A 20,964-nucleotide genomic window follows, 5' to 3' on the forward strand; every position below is an offset into this window, starting at 1 on the left:
AATGGCAATGGGATGAAAACACAACGCACCCCTTTTCGCGACCATACCGCTGAATCAGTTTTGTTTATCCGCCGAGCGCTTATCGCCTTCGGTGTGATTGTCATTTTAACGTCTATTCTTGTGACGAATTTGTATCACTTACAAATTGTCCGTCATGAAGATTACCAAACGCGGTCAAACGATAACAGAATCAAATTGGTGCCTATTGCACCAAGCCGTGGGATTATTTATGACCGTCGAGGAACCCAACTCGCACTTAATAGCACGTTTTACCAGTTAGAAATCGTGCCCGAAAAAGTCAGTAATCTACAAGAAACCTTAGATAATCTTCGTAGTGTGGTCGATTTAACTGACGAAGACATCACTAATTTTGAAAAAGAGCGTAAGCGCTCACGTCGGTTTACCTCTATTGCACTAAAAACACAGCTTAACGAAGTCCAAGTCGCTCGTTTTGCTGTTAACCAGTACCGTTTTCCTGGTTTAGAGGTCAAAAGCTACCAACGTCGTTCTTACCCATACGGTTCTGCACTAACCCATGTGATTGGCTATGTGGCAAAAATTAATGACAAAGATGTTGAACGTCTTGATAAAGAAGGTTTATTACCCAATTATGCCGCTAGCCACGATATCGGTAAATTAGGTATTGAACGTTATTATGAAGACATCTTACACGGCAAAACAGGTTATGAAGAAGTTGAAGTGAATAGCCGAGGTCGTGTTATTCGCCAACTTCATGAACAACCACCGCAAGCGGGTCGAGATATCTACCTTACCATTGACCTCGAATTACAGATCTATATCGAAAAACTGTTAACCACTAGCCGTGCTGCCGTTGTGGTCACTGACCCACGTAATGGCGAAATTTTGGCTCTGGTGTCTAATCCAAGTTATGACTCTAACTTGTTTGTTAACGGTATCTCAAATAAAGATTATCAAGCGTTATTAAATAACCCTGATAGGCCGTTGATTAACCGGACAACTCAAGGGCTTTACCCCCCTGCATCAACAGTAAAACCCTTTATTTCTGTCGCCGCATTGAGTGAAAAAGTAATCACGCCAAATACGACTATTTTTGATCCTGGTTGGTGGCAATTACCGGGTTCAGAAAAACGCTACCGCGACTGGAAGCGTTGGGGACACGGTAAACTTAACGTATCGAAATCCATTATTGAATCTGCGGATACCTTCTTCTACCAAGTCGCTTATGATATGGGAATTGATCGTATTTCTGAATGGATGAGCCGTTTTGGTTTTGGCGATTATACGGGTATTGACCTGGCTGAAGAGCGTTCTGGCATAATGCCAACCCGTGAATGGAAACAAAAACGCTATAAAAAACCTTGGTATCAAGGTGATACGATCCCTGTTGGGATAGGACAAGGCTATTGGACAGCAACTCCAATTCAAATGTCAAAAGCATTGATGACATTAATAAATGATGGTCAAGTTAAGACCCCTCATTTACTCTACGGCACAAAGTTGGGTAATGCCATGGTGCCTTATGAAGACAAAGAAACCAAACAAATTGGCGATATTAACTCAGGTTTTTGGGAACTAGCTAAGCATGGAATGTACGGTGTAGCCAATGCACCAAATGGTACTGGCCGCCGCAGTTTCATTGGCACACCATATAAAGCTGCAGCAAAATCCGGTACCGCACAAGTCTTCAGCTATGAAACCTATAACGCCAGTAAGCTGGCAGAGCACTTGCGCGACCACAAATTAATGATTGCTTATGCTCCGTATGATAAACCCACTATTGCCGTTGCGATTATTTTAGAAAATGGGGGCGTAGGCCCAGCAGTCGGTGATATTGTGCGGCAAATATTTGACCACGTTCTTCTTGGTGATAACCGAACCGAAGTCGCAGTGTCAGCAACCAATGCAGGAGAAGATCGCTGATGCGCAATTCCATGAATAACAATGAGCTATAAAGAATATGACAGACGATAAGAAAAAAATTTCGTTATCCACACGTCTGCATATAGATGTGCCTATGCTGCTAATTATTATCGCGTTGCTTGCATACAGCGCATTTATTATGTGGAGTGCTAGCGGCCAAGATCCTGAAATGATGGAGCGTAAATTAGGGCAGATAGCGACAGGCTTCGTCGTAATGATAGTGATGGCGCAGATCCCCCCTAGAATGTATGAAAATTGGGCACCTCACCTGTTTATCTTCTGCGTTATTTTACTGGTTTTTGTTGATGTCTTTGGGCAGATAAGTAAAGGGGCTCAACGTTGGCTAGACTTAGGGTTCATTCGGTTCCAACCCTCTGAAATTGCAAAAATTGCCGTCCCTTTAATGGTCGCTCGTTTTATGAACCGAGACCTATGCCCTCCTTCATTCAAAAATACCGTAATTGCACTAGTATTGATTTTTGTACCCACATTATTGGTGGCGGCGCAACCAGACCTTGGTACTTCAATTTTAGTTGCAGCTTCAGGCTTGTTCGTTTTGTTCCTTGCAGGAATGAGTTGGCGGCTTATTACTGTTGCAGCGATTGCGCTCGCGGCCTTCATTCCCCTGCTGTGGTTCTTTTTAATGCATGGCTACCAAAGAGCCCGTGTCATGATGTTATTAGACCCAGAAACTGACCCATTAGGGGCTGGTTACCATATTATCCAGTCAAAAATTGCAATTGGTTCTGGTGGGTTAATGGGGAAAGGTTGGCTACATGGCACTCAATCACAGCTTGAATTTTTGCCAGAAAGACATACCGACTTTATTTTTGCTGTGTTAGCAGAGGAACTTGGCTTAGTTGGGGTGCTCATTTTACTTGGCCTATACCTTTTACTGATTATTCGCGGGCTTTATATTGCTGCTAGCGCACAAAACACCTTTGGTCGAGTTATGGTTGGCGGCTTGATCTTAATCCTTTTTGTCTATGTATTTGTGAATATCGGTATGGTCAGTGGTATATTACCTGTGGTTGGTGTCCCCCTCCCTTTAGTGAGTTATGGGGGCTCCGCATTGATTGTTTTAATGGCTGGATTCGGTATTATCATGTCGATACATACACACCGAAAATTCCTTTCTAAAAGTTTATAAAATGAGGCTTAGTATGCGTTTACAATGGATAATGCTTGGCGTCACAGCCGCGCTACTCAGTGGCTGTGTGACAGATGAAGTTAAACAACCAGCCCAAGTGCCAACCAATGTACCCACTCAAGATGTATTAGGTGCAGAGCCTCATTATGAGCCGTATCATCCAACCGCAAATAATGATTACTCACGTAATGGTCAACAATACCAAATCGTACGTGACCCATCACAATTTAGCCAAGTGGGTTATGCATCCATTTATGGTGCTGAGTCTGCAGGTAATATGACTGCGATTGGGGAACGCGTTAACCCAGTGGAATTAACAGCGGCTCACCCGACTTTGCCAATCCCAAGTTATGTACGTATCACCAATATGATGAATGGCCGCATGATGGTTGTTCGTGTTAATGACCGCGGGCCTTATGTTCCAGGTAAAAGTATTGCTGTTTCAAGAGCTACCGCTGACCGCCTGAATTTAATGCCTACGACAAAAATTAAAATTGATGCCATTCAAGTTGCCCAAGATGGCTCCTTATCAGGGACAGGAACAGTAGGTTCTAACTTTGTGAAACAGAGCTATGCTTTACCGGGACGCCCACAATTAGGTTCTGGCCCAATGGGCACCCCTGTGATGGAAAACTTGCCAACTCCGGAAAATACATTGCCAGTTCAGCAGCCCAAAGAACCGATGCAGCCTACTATGCCAGACATGAACCTGCAAACACCAACACCGCCACCTGCAGCCGTTGTAGCTGAAGAACCGGTTCCAGAGCGTGGTTTTCTTGTTCAAGCTGGTGCCATTAGTAGCCAAGCCAACGCGCAAAATATGCTGAATGAGTTGAAAACACAATTTAATGTTCCAGGCCGTCTACAACCCTATAATGGTATTTACCGAGTACAGCTAGGGCCATTTAGTACAAGGCAACAAGCTGTTGAGGTTCAAGGCCGTTTACAGTCTGAAAAAAAACAATCGTCAATGGTCGTTGCGCCATAGAGCTATGTAACTTTAGGTTGCTCAATCATATTTTGGGCAACCTAAATACAGGCAATATTCAACTGACAAAAAATCATTGGTACAGCGCAAAAGTCACTTTTTTCTTATCCCGTTCTTTTGCTAAACTGCGCCTCCTTGTGTTAACCGAATTTCGGATGTAATGGTAAAACCATGAATAATGTCGCTCCATCACGCATCGTGCGTCATACTGTGCTGGGTTCCGCACTCCTTCTTATGACTGCTAACATTGCGAACGCTAATGAAACCTTCCCAAATACATCAATTCCTGCAGCACCCGCTATTGATGCAGAAGCTTATATCTTAATTGATTATAATTCAGGCAAAGTTCTCGCTGAAAGTAATGCTGACCAACGCCGTGACCCGGCGAGTTTGACAAAAATGATGACCAGCTATGTTATCGGTCAGGCAATTAAGTCAGGCAAAATTGGTGAAAATGATATTGTCACGGTTGGAAATGATGCGTGGGCTACTGGTAACCCAGTATTTAAAGGCTCATCATTGATGTTCTTAAAACCAGGCGATCGTGTTAGCGTTTCTCAGTTAACTCGTGGCATTAACTTGCAATCAGGTAATGATGCCTGTGTTGCAATGGCCGACTATATTGCGGGTGACCAAGCCAACTTTGTTCAGCTAATGAATGGTTACGTGAACAAATTAGGGTTGAAAAATACCCATTTTCAAACCGTTCATGGGTTAGATGCTGAGGGCCAATATAGTTCAGCACGTGATATGGCTCTTATTGGGCAAGCGCTAGTACGTGATGTGCCTGAAGAATACGCAATTTATAAAGAGAAAGAGTTTACCTTTAACAACATCCGTCAAACAAACCGCAATGGGCTGTTGTGGGATAAGAGCTTAGCTGTTGATGGCATCAAAACAGGCCATACTAATGCCGCGGGCTATAACCTTGTCGCATCAGCAACTGAAGGTGACATGCGCCTGATCTCCGTTGTTATGGGGGGTAAAAGTAGCAAAGGCCGTGATGCCGAAAGTAAAAAATTACTCACTTACGGTTTCCGCTTTTATGAAACCGTTAAACCATTACAAGCCAATGTGGATTTTGCCAGTGTACCAGTCTGGTTTGGTGATGAAAATGAAGTAAAATTAGGTGTAACCGAAGATTTATACCTCACTATCCCACGAGGCCGCTTAAAAGATTTAAAAGCCAGCTATGAATTAACGACAACTGAACTAGAAGCACCATTAACCAAAGGCCAACAAGTAGGGACAATTAGCTTCCAACTTGATGGTAAAATCATCGAACAGCACCCTTTAGCAGTGTTAAAAGATGTTGAAGAAGGTGGTTTTTTCAGTCGGTTAATTGACTACATAAAATTACTCTTTCATCGCTGGTTTGGTTAAGACTTGAAACTAAAATAAGTCGTCCCCATATAGTAAATATCGAAATAGATAAGTACCGAAATGTTTGTTGGATGAATACATCTCATTGGCTGGTTTAATACCAGCCAATCTTTTTCAGCCAGCAGCCCAATTTAAAAATTAGGAGTGCCCATGAAAACGAAATTAGGTGAACTGCTTGAGTTCCCATGCCCATTAACCTACAAAGTGATGGGCTTGGCACAGCCTGAACTGGTTGATCAAGTGATTGAAGTGGTACAGCGTCATGCGCCAGGTGACTATAGCCCAGACGTAAAACCAAGTAGCAAAGGCAATTATCACTCAGTTTCTATTACTATCAATGCAACTCATATTGAACAAGTTGAAACCTTGTATACTGAGTTAGGTGCATTAGAGTTAGTGAAAGTTGTACTTTAAACAACAAGTTATCAAAGGCCGAATAGTCTACTGTTATTCGGCCTTTTTCATTTTTATGCCCTACGTTAAAATGCAATATATTCACTCCTAAATAACATTTGTTTCCAATCTAAATCACATTTTATGCAAGCATCCAGTCGTATGTTAACTTGAAGTATGGCAAACATAGGCGTTATACTGCCCGCAACGATAAAGACAACGTGGACACCTAAATTTTGTCAGATAGATGTATAACCATACGCCAACTTGGCCTTGCTCCTTATCAAACTGTTTCTGATGCGATGCACCAATTCACAGAACACCGTACGCCAGAAACCCATGATGAAATTTGGCTAGTTGAACATCCTCGCGTATTTACCCAAGGCCAAGCCGGAAAAGCGGAGCACGTTCTTGCCCCTGGTGATATCCCTGTTATCCAAAGTGATAGAGGCGGCCAAGTTACCTATCATGGGCCAGGGCAACAAGTGATGTATGTTATGCTCGATCTAAAACGCAATAAAATTGGTGTTCGTGAGCTAGTTACCGCATTAGAAAATACCGTCGTAAATACCCTTGCCCATTTTAATATTGCAGCGTATCCTCGCCCTGATGCTCCCGGTGTCTATGTTAATGGCGACAAAATTTGCTCCCTCGGATTACGCATAAGGAAAGGCTGTTCTTTTCATGGGCTCGCATTGAATATTGATATGGATCTTGAACCCTTTAATCGTATTAATCCTTGTGGTTACAGTGAATTAAAGATGACTCAAATGAGTAATCTTGCTCCCAAAGTATCAGTTTCCGATGTTCAGCCTGTGCTAATTCGCCAATTCTGTGACACACTAGGATTTCATATTGTTCAATAATAATGCTATAATTTTTTAACATTTTTAAAAAATATTTTAATGAATGGATAACAGTCTCCATTCGGTTTTATTTAGAATTATCACTTATCCATCAGCATAAAAGATAACTGGAACCGTCATATTATGAGTAAACCAATTCAGATAGAACGCGGAATTAAATATCGTGACGCCGACAAAATGGCGCTGATCCCTGTCAAAAACGTTGTGACTGAACGAGAAGAAATTCTACGTAAACCTGACTGGATGAAAATTAGGCTTCCTGCTGATTCCACTCGTATTCAAGGCATTAAAGCAGCCATGCGCAAAAATGGCTTACACTCTGTATGTGAAGAGGCATCATGCCCTAACCTTTCTGAGTGTTTTAACCATGGTACCGCGACCTTTATGATTTTGGGGGCTATTTGTACCCGCCGCTGCCCATTCTGTGATGTTGCCCATGGTCGCCCAAATGCACCAGATGCCAACGAACCCGAAAAATTAGCGCAAACTATTAAAGATATGGCACTACGCTATGTCGTCATTACGTCTGTTGACCGTGATGACCTACGTGATGGCGGAGCACAGCATTTTGCTGATTGCATTAGTGCTATTCGTGAAAAAAGCCCATCAATTAAAATTGAAACGCTGGTTCCTGACTTCCGCGGCCGTATGGATCGCGCATTAGAGATTTTAACCGCAACACCACCTGATGTGTTTAACCATAATCTTGAAAATGTGCCACGTGTTTACCGCCAAGTTCGCCCTGGCGCTAACTATGAATGGTCTTTAAAATTACTCGAAAAATTTAAAGAAGCACATCCAAATATCCCAACTAAATCGGGGTTAATGGTCGGTCTTGGTGAAACCAATGAAGAAATTATCGAGGTTATGCGCGACTTACGTCGTCATGGTGTAACGATGCTTACACTAGGCCAATACTTACAACCAAGTCGCCATCACTTACCCGTCAAACGCTATGTCAGCCCTGCTGAGTTCGATGAAATGAAAGAAGAAGCCATGGCAATGGGCTTCACTCACGCAGCCTGTGGACCATTCGTTCGCTCTTCTTATCATGCCGATTTACAAGCTAAAGGCGAAGAAGTTAAATAACCTCAACTGTTTAATTTATAGACAATTTATTGATAAAAAGGTCTGGTTTATATCAGGCCTTTTTTATTTTTATAAATAAAAAAACTCGCCCTAGATAGCTAGGGCGAGTTTTCAGCTGTTCGTTTTAATCTTAATTATAAAAATTACAGAGGAATAACGTTAGCAGCAGATGGGCCTTTAGCACCTTCAGTAATTTCAAATTCCACTTTTTGGCCTTCAGCTAAGGTTTTGAAACCATCGCCCATAATCGCAGAAAAGTGAACAAATACATCTTTGCTACCATCTTCTGGAGTGATAAAACCAAAACCTTTAGATTCGTTGAACCACTTAACGTTACCTTTAACTTTAGACATCAAATATTACCTTTAAAATAAAATAGACACACCATCTGTATCAAGCTCAGTACATCAGATTTCTCAGTTACTTGTCTACAACCTAGATCACGAAAATGGACTAAAAAGATAAAAAAATATTATTTATCGATAGAATAGGTTCTGATTTCGACAATAATTCTTATCAATAGTAATTATTACAACCAATAGTATTACCTATAACTAATTATTTAGTGTTTACTTCTCATGCAAAAGTAACCAATCTTTAATATCTAAGCCCCCTGTATACCCCACTAATTTTCCATCATGCCCAAGTACGCGATGACAAGGAACAATTAATGAGATTGGATTACGTGAGTTTGCCATACCGACCGCACGACAATAATTTACGGAGCCTAACTTTAACGCCAAATCTTTATAGCTCCATCGCTCCCCGTAAGGGATCCCACAAAGATGTTTCCACACTTTTTTCTGAAATTCTGTTCCTTGTGGATTTAATGCAACCGTAAAAACGGTTCTTTTATGATTAAAGTATTCCTTTAATTCTTTCACACAAAGCTTGGAGTGCTCATTCTTCGTTTCTTTTTCTGTTTTTTCATCCACAAAATAGAGGCTCGTTATTCCGTCATCATCAGCCGTAATATGTATCCACGGTTTAGGAAATTTATCCGGTGTTGCTAAATATTGATGGTACATAGTATCTCCTCAAAAGGACTCAATTACCTGATTGTATATACAGTTATAGAGTAAATTATTTCCACTTTGCAATGATCTTTTTTCTTAGAGAGTCTATCTGAATCATCCAATACCATACTTTTTTATTTTCAATGTTAATAACCACCTAGCTAATAATTAGAATAATTATCATTCAATATTTTTTATTCACTACATATTGTGTGGTTGATAAGTTAAAAATCTATATATAGTATTTATATGTCACGCACCTTATTTTTACTGCTATTAAACATTCAAAAGGTAAATAACATGGCTGAGATTACCATTTATAGTAAACCTAACTGCGTTCAGTGTAATGCAACTTATCAAGCCTTAGATCGCAAATCTATTTCCTACCAAATCATTGACCTTACTGAAGACAGCCAAGCTCTTGAATTAGTCAGAAAATTAGGCTACCAGCAAGTTCCCGTTGTTATTGCGGGAGACAAACATTGGGCAGGTTTTCGACCAGACATGATTAGCTTATTAGCCGCTTAGGTGGTGTTATGAAAACGGAATCACTCATCTATTTTTCAAGTCGCTCAGGAAATTGCCATCGCTTTATTGAAAAGCTAGGTGTCCCAGCAACGCGGTTGCCTATTGGAAGCCACGAAAATAGTCTAATTGCGACAAAACCTTATGTTTTATTGCTGCCGACCTACGGTGGTGGTGGTAGCAAAGGTGCTGTCCCAAAAGAGGTGATCCAATTTCTTAATATTGAAGTCAACCGCACACTTATCCGCGGTGTTATTGCTGCGGGTAATACCAATTTTGGTGATGCCTATGCGATAGCTGGAAATATCATTGCGCAAAAATGCCATGTCCCCTACCTATATCGTTTTGAACTTCTTGGTACTGATAAAGATGTTCAGTCCGTTCAACAAGGCCTAAAAACGTTTTGGCAACGTACAAACAACTAGAGTTATTCCAAATGGATAAAATGCAAAATATATCAGATGTGGATTATCATGCGCTCAATGCGATGTTGAATTTATATGATAATGAAGGCCGTATTCAATTTGATAAAGACAAAGAAGCGGCTCACCACTATTTTCGACAGCATGTGAACCAAAACACCGTATTTTTCCATGATTTAAAAGAAAAATTAGACTTTTTAGTACAAGAAAATTATTACGAAAACAGTGTATTAGAACAATATGACTTTGAATTTATCAAAGCACTATTTAAACAGGCATACGCTCATAAATTCCGTTTTCAAACGTTTCTCGGTGCCTTTAAATATTACACGAGCTATACGCTGAAAACTTTTGATGGCAAACGCTATCTCGAACGCTATGAAGATCGCGTTTGTATGGTTGCTTTAACGCTTGCGCAAGGGAGTGAATCTCTTGCTAAATTGTATGTCGATGAAATTATTACAGGTCGTTTCCAACCTGCAACTCCCACCTTCCTTAACTGCGGTAAAAAACAACGCGGTGAGCTAATCTCTTGTTTTCTTTTAAGAATCGAAGACAACATGGAATCTATTGGCCGCTCTGTGAATTCGGCTTTGCAGCTATCCAAACGAGGTGGCGGAGTCGCCTTTCTAATGACCAATTTGCGGGAACAAGGCGCCCCAATAAAACTGATTGAAAACCAGTCTTCTGGTGTTGTTCCTGTCATGAAAATGTTAGAAGATGCATTTTCTTATGCCAACCAATTAGGTGCAAGGCAAGGCGCCGGTGCCGTCTATTTGCATGCTCATCACCCTGATATTATGCGTTTTCTTGATACTAAGCGTGAAAATGCAGATGAAAAAATACGGATTAAAACACTTTCTTTAGGGGTCGTTATCCCCGATATTACTTTCCAGCTAGCGAAAGATAACCAGGACATGTATTTGTTCTCTCCTTATGATATTGAGCGCATCTATGGGGTTCCTATGTCTGAAATTAGCGTTACAGACAAATACCATGAGATGGTCAATAACAAAGCGATAAAAAAATACAAAATTAATGCTCGGGAATTTTTCCAAACTTTAGCTGAGATTCAGTTTGAATCTGGATATCCGTATATTTTATTTGAAGATACTGCCAACCGAGCTAACCCTATCGCAGGGCGCATAAATATGAGCAATCTTTGCTCAGAAATACTGCAAGTTAATCGCCCTAGCGTTTATGAAGACGATTTGAGCTATCAACAAATTGGTAAAGATATTAGCTGTAATTTAGGCTCCATGAATATTGCTAAAACAATGGATTCACCGGATTTCGCCCAATCAATAGCTGCGGCAGTCAGAGCATTGAGCGCAGTTTCAGATATGAGCGATATTCGCTCTGTCCCTTCCATTGCTGAAGGTAACCGACAATCGCATGCGATTGGGTTAGGTCAAATGAATTTACATGGCTACTTGGCAAGGGAGCATATTTATTACGGCTCAGAAGAAGCGCTCGATTTCACCAATATCTATTTTTATACGGTCACCTATTACGCAATAAAAACTTCAAACCAATTAGCCATCGAAAGAAAAACTGCATTTGTTGGTTTTGAACATTCAACCTATGCCTCTGGTGATTATTTTGATAAATATATCAACAATATTTGGCTACCAAAAACACAAACCGTTCAGGAATTATTCCGACATTCGGGTATCGAAATTCCAACTCGTGAAGATTGGCAAGCTTTAAAGCAGTCTGTCATTACCTATGGGATTTATAACCAAAACTTGCAAGCAATACCTCCTACTGGGTCCATTTCTTATATCAATAATTCAACATCAAGCATTCACCCGATTGTTTTACGAATTGAAATTCGTAAAGAAGGTAAAATTGGTCGTGTCTACTACCCTGCTCCTTTCATGACGAATGAAAACTTAGAATATTACCAAGATGCTTACCAAATCGGCCCTGAAAAAATTATTGATACTTATGCCATGGCAACTCAGCACGTTGACCAAGGTTTATCTTTGACTCTATTTTTTAAAGATGATGCCACCACACGAGATATTAACCGAGCGCAAATATATGCCTGGCGAAAAGGAATCAAGACATTGTATTACATCCGATTACGCCAAACTGCCCTCGAAGGAACTGAAGTCGAAGGCTGCGTATCTTGCACTTTGTAATAGGAAAATATTATGACCACCAGCGCATCTAACACACCAGTAAAAGCCATTAACTGGAACCGTATTCAGGATGATAAAGACTTAGAAGTATGGAACCGATTAACAAGCAATTTTTGGCTTCCAGAAAAAGTGCCATTATCTAATGATATTCCGTCTTGGAATACCCTAACTGCTGCAGAAAAACAGTTGACGATACGTGTATTTACTGGTCTTACCCTGCTAGATACGATTCAAAATACGGTCGGTGCACCTTGCTTAATGCCAGATGCTCAAACCCCCCATGAAGAAGCGGTTTTGTCGAATATTAGCTTTATGGAAGCAGTACATGCCCGCTCTTATAGTTCAATATTTTCAACACTCTGCTCAACGGTTGATGTCGATGATGCATACCGCTGGAGTGAAGAAAACAATGCATTACAAAATAAAGCTAAGATCATCCTATCTTATTATTGTGATTCACATCCTTTAAAGAAAAAAATAGCAAGTGTCTTTTTAGAATCATTTCTATTTTATTCAGGTTTTTATTTACCAATGTATTGGTCAAGTAGAGGCAAATTAACCAATACCGCAGATCTTATACGCTTAATTATTCGTGATGAAGCCATACATGGCTATTATATTGGCTATAAATTTCAAAAATCATTAGCACAATATGATGAGAATACTCAGAAAGAAATTAAGGATTTTGCTTTTTCATTATTATTCGATTTATATGAAAATGAAGTAAAATATACACAAGAACTTTATGACACAGTTGGTTGGTCAGAAGATGTCAAAAAATTCCTTCATTATAATGCGAATAAAGCATTAATGAATTTAGGTTATGAAGCCTTATTTCCTGATACGGTCACCGATGTCAGTGCTGCGATATTATCTGCTTTATCTCCTGATGCAAATGAAAATCATGATTTCTTTTCGGGCTCTGGTTCATCTTATATTATTGGTAAAGCAGTCAGTACCGAAGATGATGACTGGGACTTTTAACCAAAGCTTTAATTTAGCTTATTGATAAACATCATTCACAACAAAAACCATACCATGATGAATTATAATGATTTTATTCATCATGGTATTTTTTGGTTCAAAAAATAGACTGATTTATTCGTTTTTTATATGTATATCTGTTTAATTACTCATTTTTAATGAGTTAATCTGGCCATTAATTTCAATTCAATCAAGTTTCACTTCATCTTTCATTAATTTAATTAATCAATAAGCTATTAAATTCAATTTTTTCATCCATCAGTTCAACATCTATCCACCTAAAAATTAAATAAAATCAGTAGTCCCCATATTAATAAAAGCAAAGTGTATTATTTTTGAATAAATTCAACCTCACCAGTAAGTTAACTTTGATATGGAAATCATAAAAATTATCATCCTATAGCTCAATGACACTTTTATTTATATTAATAAAATCATTTTTCACCTCTAACTTTTTTGATTAATTATACTTAACCTAGGGTTGCCAGCTGATTTTATTATGCTAGGGTTTATTGCTTGCAAATTTTACTAATAACTCAAACGGAGGAATTTGAATTTAATCCATAATTAGCTAATCAATTAAACTAAATACAGGAATCTATGCCCTAATAATTTTCAAAGGATAATCATAGTTAGGAAACATAGTGTTAACTATCACTATAGAATTCATCACTCTCAATACAGGTAATACATTTTCCTTATTGATTGAAAATTGGGTAAATAATATATGGCAATAAAATTACAAGTTAAAAACTTATATAAAATATTTGGGGACAATCCTGATCAAGCATTTAAGCTATTAGAATCAGGTATGAATAAAGATGATATCTTTGAAAAAACAGGCCTAACCGTAGGTGTTCAAGATGTTAATCTGACGATTGAAGAAGGCGAAATCTTTGTTGTCATGGGACTTTCTGGCTCAGGAAAATCTACCTTGGTGCGCCTCCTCAATCGCCTGATAGAACCTACTAGCGGGCAAGTCATGATAGATGGAGAGGATATTTCCAATATCTCTGACAAAGCATTACGCGAAGTTAGGCGAACAAAAATTAGTATGGTGTTTCAATCTTTTGCATTGATGCCTCATATGAACGTCATTGATAACACCGCTTTTGGTATGGAACTTTCTGGTATTCCAAAAGAAGAGCGCCATAAGAAAGCCATGAATGCACTTGAGCAAGTTAATCTTGAAAAATGGGCGAATTCATACCCAGATGAGCTCTCTGGAGGGATGCGTCAGCGTATCGGGTTAGCCAGAGCACTAGCCAATGACCCTGATATTCTATTAATGGACGAAGCGTTCTCAGCCCTTGACCCATTAATTCGTACTGAAATGCAAGATGAACTGCTCTCCTTACAAGGAGATAAACAACGCACTATTGTCTTTATTTCTCATGATCTTGATGAAGCCATGAGAATTGGTGACCGCATTGCCATCATGCAAGGAGGCGTTGTCGTTCAAGTTGGTACGCCTGATGAAATTCTCAATAATCCAGCGAATGATTATGTTAAGACCTTTTTCCGCGGTGTGGATATCAGCCAAGTATTCAGTGCTAAGGACATCGCGCGTAGGCGGCCAAATGCCCTATTACACATCGCACCGGGTTTTGGTCCCCGTTCCGCGCTAAAAGTCCTTAATGATGAAGATCGCTATCACGGTTATTTAATTTCCCGAGGACATACCTTTGCCGGAGTAGTTTCTGTTGAATCCTTAGAAAAAGCGCTTCACGAAAAAGCAGGTATAGAAGCCGCAATTTTAACTGATATCGAACCAATTCAAGGTGGTACATCCTTAAATGAAGTTATTTCTACAGTAGCACAAGCCCCTTGCGCCGTTCCTGTTATTAACGAAAAAAACCGGTATTTAGGCGTGATTTCAAAAGGAATGCTGTTACAAGCGCTGGATAAGGAGACACCAAATGAGTAAGCAAAATCAAGAAACAACGACGAACCAGCAAGATCCATGGGCTGATACTGAAGTCACTGAGACACCAACACAAGGTACTGAAAATACACCAGCTGATGACCCATGGGCAGCGACAAGCTCTAGCGAGACAAATACCTCTTCGGATGATCCTTGGGGCAATGCATCAGACACAACAACACCTGCTGATACCAGTTCGAGTGATTGGCTTGATGCCGCACCGACTGATAGCATCGTGCCCGATCAGTTTAATATTATGGACCCCTTCCAAAACACACTGATCCCCCTTGATTCATGGGTTACGCATGCTATCGATTGGGTTGTTCTCAACTTTCGTCCTGTATTCCAAGGAATACGCGCCCCCATTGATTTCATTCTGAGCGGGTTTGAACAATTTCTTACATCACTACCAGCTCCTGTTGCCATTATTATTTTCGCATTACTCACTTGGCAATTAGCCGGACGCGCAATGGGTGTGGCCACATTTATTTCGATGATAGCCATCGGGGCGATTGGTGCTTGGTCAGAAGCGATGGTGACACTATCTCTAGTGCTCACATCTTTACTGTTTTGTATTGTGATAGGACTACCACTGGGTATTTGGTTGGCACGTAGTGATAGAGCCGCTAAGATTATTCGCCCATTACTTGATGCGATGCAAACCACACCTGCATTCGTCTATTTAGTCCCGATTGTTATGTTATTTGGTATCGGTAATGTGCCCGGTGTCGTCGTCACCATTATATTTGCTTTACCGCCAATCATTCGTTTGACCATTTTAGGGATCAAACAAGTCCCAGCTGACTTAATTGAAGCCGCTGAATCATTCGGTGCAAGTCCTCGCCAAATGCTGTTTAAAGTGCAATTGCCATTAGCAATGCCAACCATTATGGCCGGGGTGAACCAAACCTTAATGTTAGCGCTGTCGATGGTCGTTATCGCCTCAATGATTGCCGTCGGAGGCTTAGGCCAGATGGTCTTACGGGGTATTGGTCGCCTTGATATGGGTCTCGCGTCTGTCGGAGGGGTCGGTATTGTTATTCTGGCTATCATCTTAGACCGTTTTACCCAATCTTTAGGGCAAGATACTCGCGGCAAAACATCATGTCGTTGGTATCAAAAAGGCCCTATTGGGCTAGTCATGCGCCCATTTTGTAAAAAAAACCATTAATCAGAACATCCTCCATTCACCTAAGTGCCACTCACGTGGCACCTAACTTGGCTCTTAACTTTAAAGCCAAGCTCGCTGCGAAAAAACAGAGGGAACAATATAATGAAACATAAAATCATTCTTGCATCTGCACTAACAGCCATATTTACCGTCCCATTTGCAAGTGCTAACGACCTGCCAGGTAAAGGGGTAAAAATTAACCCTGTGCAAAGTACGATCAGTGAGGAGACATTCCAAACACTGATTGTTGCGAAAGCCCTTGAAGAGCTCGGCTATGATGTCCAACCGATCAAAGAAGTCGACTATAATGTCGCTTACGCATCAATTGCGAACGGTGATGCGACTTACTTAGCCACCAGCTGGGTTCCTTTACATAATGCGCAATATGACGCCGCTGGTGGTGATAATGTGTTCTATCGTCAAGGTAATTATGTTGTCAATGCGGCTCAAGGCTACCTCATCGACAAAAAAACCGCTGAAAAATACAAGATTACCAATGTTGAACAACTCAAAGACCCTAAAATTGCCAAACTCTTTGATTCAAATGGTAATGGTAAAGCGGATTTAACGGGATGTAACCCCGGTTGGGGCTGTGAAGCAGCCATCAATAACCATTTAAAAGCCTATGACTTAGAAAAAACGGTTGACCATAACCAAGGGAACTACGCGGCAATGATGGCAGATACCATTACCCGATATAAAGAAGGTAAGCCTATTTTATATTATACGTGGACGCCTTATTGGATAAGTGATGTCCTCAAGCCGGGCCGTGATGTAGTTTGGTTAGAAGTGCCATTCTCATCAATGCCAAACGGTGAAAAAACAGACACCACATTACCTAACGGAAAAAACTATGGTTTCCCACCAAATACCATGCATATCGTCGCCAATAAAAAATGGGCTGCAGATAACCCTGCTGCAGCAAAATTATTTGAAGTAATGAAACTACCTATTGCCGATATTAACGCGCAAAACTTAAGAATGCATAATGGTGAAGCGTCTCAATCGGATATTCAGCGCCACACAAATGCTTGGATCAAAGCCCATCAATCCACTTTTGATGGCTGGGTAAAAGAAGCACAAGAAGCCGCTAAGTAAGTATAAACAGCTCGATTAAGTCACTTTAGCCACCCTAGCCGGTGGCTTTTTTACATCAATGACAAAAAGAAATAAACCAAGGTAATAAATTTTGTTTATAGTAGACGCCTAGCTAATAATAGGTAATCCTCATGAAACAGACCCAAACTGCAGAGCTAACAACGGGCCTCACTATTTTAATGGCCATTGCCACAGGTCTTGTCGTTGCCAGTAATTACTATGCTCAACCGCTTTTAGACACCATTGCGGGGCAGTTTAATTTAACCACTAATATGGCTGGGTTTATTGTCACCGCGGCCCAACTGGGTTATGCGGCAGGTTTACTTTTTTTAGTCCCGTTGGGAGATTTGTTTGAACGCAAGCGTTTAATTTTAACGATGACCTTTCTTTCGGCATTAGGGCTATTAATTACAGCGCTTTCAAATAATATTTGGCAAATCCTTTTAGGTACCGCCCTTACTGGACTATTTTCAGTTGTTGCACAAGTCCTGATCCCACTAGCAGCATCTATTGCTAAGCCTCATAAACGTGGTAAAGCGGTAGGAATGATTATGAGTGGGTTATTGTTGGGCATTTTACTTGCAAGAACGGTTTCAGGTGCTGTTGCTATGGTCGGTGGCTGGAGAGCGATCTATTGGGTGGCCTTTGCATTATTGATGCTGTTAATGATTGTTCTAGCCATTAAACTCCCCCGTTACCATCAAAAAGCTAACTTAAACTACTTCCAGCTCATTGGTTCTATTGGCCGGTTATTTTTCGGCACTCCAGTGCTTGCGGTACGCGCTTCTCTCGGTGCATTATCATTTGCCAATTTTGGTTTACTGTGGACCGCAATGGCTTTCTTATTAGCCAGTCCGCCATTCAATTATTCCGAAGGGACTATAGGTTTATTTGGCTTAGTCGGTGCCGCAGGTGCCATTATGGCCTCCCAAGCAGGGCATCTTGTCGATAAAGGCAAAGGAAAGCTCATTACAACTATTGGGTTGGTGTTATTACTATTATCCTGGATACCCATCGGTTTAGCGAAATATTCCCTGGTCGCATTTATCATTGGTATTTTGGTGCTAGACCTTGCAGTACAAGCCGTCCATGTCACCAGTCAGAGTACGTTATATCGAATATTACCTGAAGCTCGTAACCGCCTAACGGCAGGCTATATGACCAGCTATTTCATTGGGGGCGCACTAGGATCTCTACTTTCAGGCTATGCCTATGAACACGCGGGTTGGGAGGGAGTTGCGATTGCAGGTGCAATCTTAACCACTCTAAGTTTAATTATTTGGGCTATCGGTATTCGCTATGATCCCATCATCACCACAACTGATGACTAAACATTACTGATATCTGTATCAATACATTTTATGATGAAAATTTTCGAGATCACATAAACATATAAAATCTCATAATACATTAAACTTATGTGACTCAATTTTACCCATCAAATCTGTTGAATATTGAATAAATAAACAGTTCATCATAAGGCCAATAATTATCAACTGTAATAGTAAACAAAGTAAATATTAGGGAATGACACAGTTAAACAAATACAATGACTCTATGAAAAGGTAGTATAACTGTTAATAAATCAAATTATTGCTATATCAGATAATGTTTAAATTATACAAAAATAAGTAATTACACCTATCCATTAAAAATATCTATCTAAGTTGTAATTATTGGGTAACAAAAAAAATGGTATTGAGTTAATGTCGTGTGATTATATATTGTTTTGTATGATTGAAATTAGCCTTTAATTAAGCATTGGCTTGGTTGTTTTATAACCAAAAATGACACTATCAGTGTAAAAAGGTCAGCCTGCTATACAAAAATAGGTAAATTACATTCATAAAATTTATGAATCATGTATCATTATCAAAATAAAATCGGCGATATTAATTAAGTATAATTGCTAATTCTATCTTTTAATATACCATTTAGGTGGTTGATGACAGTTGTAATCTTACCAACTGAAACTAATAAGGTATCCCAATAATGGAAAGTTCATTTACACCAACTGAAGAGCTACTCAATGCTCGTGTAGAACAACAAGATTCACATGAAAGCCCTATTCCGTATCAAGAAATCCTACTGACACGCCTATGCATGCATGTTCATGGGAAGTTACTTGAAACACGAAATAATATGTTAAGGTCTCAAGGTATTAATGAAACCCTGTTTATGGCACTTATGATCCTTGATACAAAAGACTCCCGCAGTATTCAGCCATCTGAACTCAGTGCGGCTCTTGGTTCCTCACGAACCAATGCAACACGAATTGCAGATGAACTGGAAAAAAATGGTTGGATTGAGCGCAAAGAAAGTCACAACGATAGACGTTGCCTTCATCTACACCTCACAGAAAAAGGGACGGAATTTTTAAATGGCCTATTACCACCTCAACACAGCGCATTAATTGATATTTGGTCTGTTTTAGATGCTGATGAGAAACAACAGCTTAACACGCTGATGCGTAAATTACTGACAAAACTGGATACTATAAAAGATTGACCATAACATTTGTAAGGTTAATGTATTTGAGCCATTCTTAAGCTCAAAGGTGAAAAAAAACTTTTCAGCCCATAATATTTCATTATCCTTTCACCCTTATGCTTTACGATATCCCATCAAACAGCAAAATCATTTGTAGTCTCAGTTTCCAGTGGTTATTACCTAACTACTGGAAACAACCGTGATCCTTATCCAGAGAAGTGGAGAAATACGAGTATGAGTTCCCCTGAGGAAATGCAACAAACGCAAACTCCCCAACGAAATAAAAAAAGGCAACGTAAAAGTGCGCTTATCTTATTGACTCTAATATTTATTATTATAGGTGTTGGCTGGGGAGTTTACTGGTATCTCGTTCTTCGTCACTATGAATCAACGGATAATGCTTATGTCGCGGGAAACCAAGTACAAATACAATCCCAAGTTTCCGGCAGCGTGATGACTGTCAATGTGGACAACACAGATTTCGTGACAAGTGGAACTGTTTTGGTTGAACTGGACCCACGTGATGCTGAATTAGCTCTCGATAAAGCAAAAACAGAATTAGCAAATAGTGTGCGTCAAACCCGCCAGCACATGGTTAATAGCCGCCAGCTACAAGCCAATATTGAGGTCAAACGTTCTGAATTAAACCGGTTGCAAAATGATTTAAAACGTCGAGAAGTTTTAGGTAGTAGCCATGTCATTGGTAAAGAAGAACTACAACACGCAAGAGAAGCTGTCGTCAGTGCTAAAGCGGCATTAGACATGGCAATAGAACAATATAATGCTAATCAAGCCATAGTGTTAAATAGCTCAATTGAAAAACAACCCGCAGTAGAGCAAGCAGCAACACAAGTTCGAAACGCTTGGCTCACCTTGCAACGGACGAAAATCGTCAGCCCTGTTGATGGCTATGTTTCACGCCGCAGTGTACAAGTGGGTTCACAAATCACCCCTTCAACCCCATTAATGGCCATCGTTCCTTCCAATGGTATGTGGATTGATGCGAACTTTAAAGAAACACAACTTGCGGATATGCGTATCGGCCAACCTGCGAAGGTCATTACTGATTTTTACGGTAAAGATATCGTATTTAACGGTACTGTTGTGGGACTTGATATGGGAACAGGTAGCGCGTTCTCTTTATTACCTGCACAAAATGCCAGTGGTAACTGGATCAAAGTAGTCCAACGCCTACCCGTACGTATAGCCTTAGATGAAAACCAACTTGAAGAATATCCATTACGTATCGGTTTATCCACCGAAGTTACGGTTGATACATTAGATAAAAATGGCAAAGTGCTTTCTAAAGGGATGCGTGATACCCCTGCTTACCATACTGCTGCATTAGCTGTAGATATGTCTCCTGCGGACAAAATAGTTACTGAGATAATTAATAATAACCTAGGAAATAAATAG

General features: G+C 40.1%; 19 protein-coding genes. 17 read left to right on the forward strand and 2 right to left on the reverse strand.

The window, feature by feature from the left end; genetic code table 11:
• Nucleotides 1-12: 12 nt before the first annotated feature.
• The 7 genes from mrdA to lipA all read left to right on the forward strand — a co-directional run bounded on the left by mrdA (nt 13) and on the right by lipA (nt 7,771).
• Entirely contained in the window at nt 13-1,902 is a 1,890-nt protein-coding gene (mrdA, locus tag FVA72_RS16315; RefSeq protein WP_004257068.1) for a peptidoglycan DD-transpeptidase MrdA, read from the forward strand.
• 37 nt (nt 1,903-1,939) lie between these two features.
• Nucleotides 1,940-3,052, forward strand: a complete 1,113-nt coding sequence (gene mrdB / locus FVA72_RS16320) for a peptidoglycan glycosyltransferase MrdB (protein WP_004257071.1) — start codon at nt 1,940-1,942, stop codon at nt 3,050-3,052.
• Nucleotides 3,053-3,065: 13 nt separating this feature from the next.
• Nucleotides 3,066-4,040: an endolytic peptidoglycan transglycosylase RlpA gene (gene rlpA / locus FVA72_RS16325; RefSeq protein WP_110591307.1), complete on the forward strand. Its 975-nt coding sequence runs from the start codon at nt 3,066-3,068 to the stop codon at nt 4,038-4,040.
• Nucleotides 4,041-4,211: 171 nt separating this feature from the next.
• Nucleotides 4,212-5,423, forward strand: coding sequence for a D-alanyl-D-alanine carboxypeptidase DacA (gene dacA, locus FVA72_RS16330; protein ID WP_094961795.1), 1,212 nt, complete (start codon nt 4,212-4,214; stop codon nt 5,421-5,423).
• A 150-nt stretch (nt 5,424-5,573) separates the two neighbouring features.
• Nucleotides 5,574-5,837 carry a DUF493 family protein YbeD gene (gene ybeD, locus FVA72_RS16335; RefSeq protein ID WP_004257083.1) on the forward strand — a complete coding sequence of 88 codons (264 nt, stop codon included), beginning with the start codon at nt 5,574-5,576 and terminating at the stop codon, nt 5,835-5,837.
• Between the two features lie 230 nt (nt 5,838-6,067).
• The gene (gene lipB, locus FVA72_RS16340; RefSeq protein WP_071585879.1) at nt 6,068-6,682 is read left to right on the forward strand and encodes a lipoyl(octanoyl) transferase LipB; all 615 of its coding nucleotides are present in this window, start codon (nt 6,068-6,070) and stop codon (nt 6,680-6,682) included.
• A gap of 123 nt (nt 6,683-6,805) precedes the next feature.
• On the forward strand, nt 6,806-7,771 hold the full coding sequence (gene lipA, locus FVA72_RS16345) for a lipoyl synthase (protein ID WP_004257088.1): 966 nt from the start codon (nt 6,806-6,808) through the stop codon (nt 7,769-7,771).
• 143 nt (nt 7,772-7,914) lie between these two features.
• Here the strand turns inward: lipA and cspE are convergent, their stop codons facing one another.
• Together cspE and FVA72_RS16355 are read right to left on the reverse strand one after the other, a co-directional pair.
• Entirely contained in the window at nt 7,915-8,124 is a 210-nt protein-coding gene (gene cspE, locus FVA72_RS16350) for a transcription antiterminator/RNA stability regulator CspE (protein WP_004257099.1), read from the reverse strand.
• Between the two features lie 216 nt (nt 8,125-8,340).
• On the reverse strand, nt 8,341-8,799 hold the full coding sequence (locus FVA72_RS16355; RefSeq protein WP_004257101.1) for a methylated-DNA--[protein]-cysteine S-methyltransferase: 459 nt from the start codon (nt 8,797-8,799) through the stop codon (nt 8,341-8,343).
• A 288-nt stretch (nt 8,800-9,087) separates the two neighbouring features.
• Here FVA72_RS16355 and nrdH point away from each other — a divergent pair, with 288 nt between their 5' ends.
• The 10 genes from nrdH to emrA all read left to right on the forward strand — a co-directional run bounded on the left by nrdH (nt 9,088) and on the right by emrA (nt 20,964).
• Complete coding sequence (nrdH, locus tag FVA72_RS16360) at nt 9,088-9,315, forward strand: glutaredoxin-like protein NrdH (RefSeq protein ID WP_036957963.1); 228 nt, start codon at nt 9,088-9,090, stop codon at nt 9,313-9,315.
• Between the two features lie 8 nt (nt 9,316-9,323).
• Entirely contained in the window at nt 9,324-9,737 is a 414-nt protein-coding gene (nrdI, locus tag FVA72_RS16365) for a class Ib ribonucleoside-diphosphate reductase assembly flavoprotein NrdI (protein ID WP_004257105.1), read from the forward strand.
• An 11-nt stretch (nt 9,738-9,748) separates the two neighbouring features.
• Nucleotides 9,749-11,881: a class 1b ribonucleoside-diphosphate reductase subunit alpha gene (nrdE, locus tag FVA72_RS16370; RefSeq protein WP_110591306.1), complete on the forward strand. Its 2,133-nt coding sequence runs from the start codon at nt 9,749-9,751 to the stop codon at nt 11,879-11,881.
• 12 nt (nt 11,882-11,893) lie between these two features.
• On the forward strand, nt 11,894-12,865 hold the full coding sequence (nrdF, locus tag FVA72_RS16375) for a class 1b ribonucleoside-diphosphate reductase subunit beta (RefSeq protein ID WP_094961793.1): 972 nt from the start codon (nt 11,894-11,896) through the stop codon (nt 12,863-12,865).
• Nucleotides 12,866-13,592: 727 nt separating this feature from the next.
• Nucleotides 13,593-14,792, forward strand: a complete 1,200-nt coding sequence (proV, locus tag FVA72_RS16380) for a glycine betaine/L-proline ABC transporter ATP-binding protein ProV (protein ID WP_110591305.1) — start codon at nt 13,593-13,595, stop codon at nt 14,790-14,792.
• The gene (gene proW, locus FVA72_RS16385) at nt 14,785-15,960 is read left to right on the forward strand and encodes a glycine betaine/L-proline ABC transporter permease ProW (RefSeq protein WP_110591304.1); all 1,176 of its coding nucleotides are present in this window, start codon (nt 14,785-14,787) and stop codon (nt 15,958-15,960) included. Before proV ends, proW begins: the two co-directional genes overlap by 8 nt.
• A gap of 102 nt (nt 15,961-16,062) precedes the next feature.
• Nucleotides 16,063-17,058, forward strand: coding sequence for a glycine betaine/L-proline ABC transporter substrate-binding protein ProX (gene proX, locus FVA72_RS16390; RefSeq protein ID WP_110591303.1), 996 nt, complete (start codon nt 16,063-16,065; stop codon nt 17,056-17,058).
• Between the two features lie 131 nt (nt 17,059-17,189).
• On the forward strand, nt 17,190-18,389 hold the full coding sequence (locus FVA72_RS16395; protein WP_004257121.1) for an MFS transporter: 1,200 nt from the start codon (nt 17,190-17,192) through the stop codon (nt 18,387-18,389).
• Nucleotides 18,390-19,050: 661 nt separating this feature from the next.
• The gene (mprA, locus tag FVA72_RS16400; protein WP_004257124.1) at nt 19,051-19,566 is read left to right on the forward strand and encodes a transcriptional repressor MprA; all 516 of its coding nucleotides are present in this window, start codon (nt 19,051-19,053) and stop codon (nt 19,564-19,566) included.
• A gap of 216 nt (nt 19,567-19,782) precedes the next feature.
• Nucleotides 19,783-20,964 (forward strand): multidrug efflux MFS transporter periplasmic adaptor subunit EmrA, encoded by a 1,182-nt coding sequence (gene emrA / locus FVA72_RS16405; protein ID WP_094961791.1) that lies wholly within the window; start codon nt 19,783-19,785, stop codon nt 20,962-20,964.

This window comes from Providencia sp. PROV061 (genome assembly GCF_011045655.1).
Classification (GTDB): domain Bacteria; phylum Pseudomonadota; class Gammaproteobacteria; order Enterobacterales; family Enterobacteriaceae; genus Providencia; species Providencia hangzhouensis.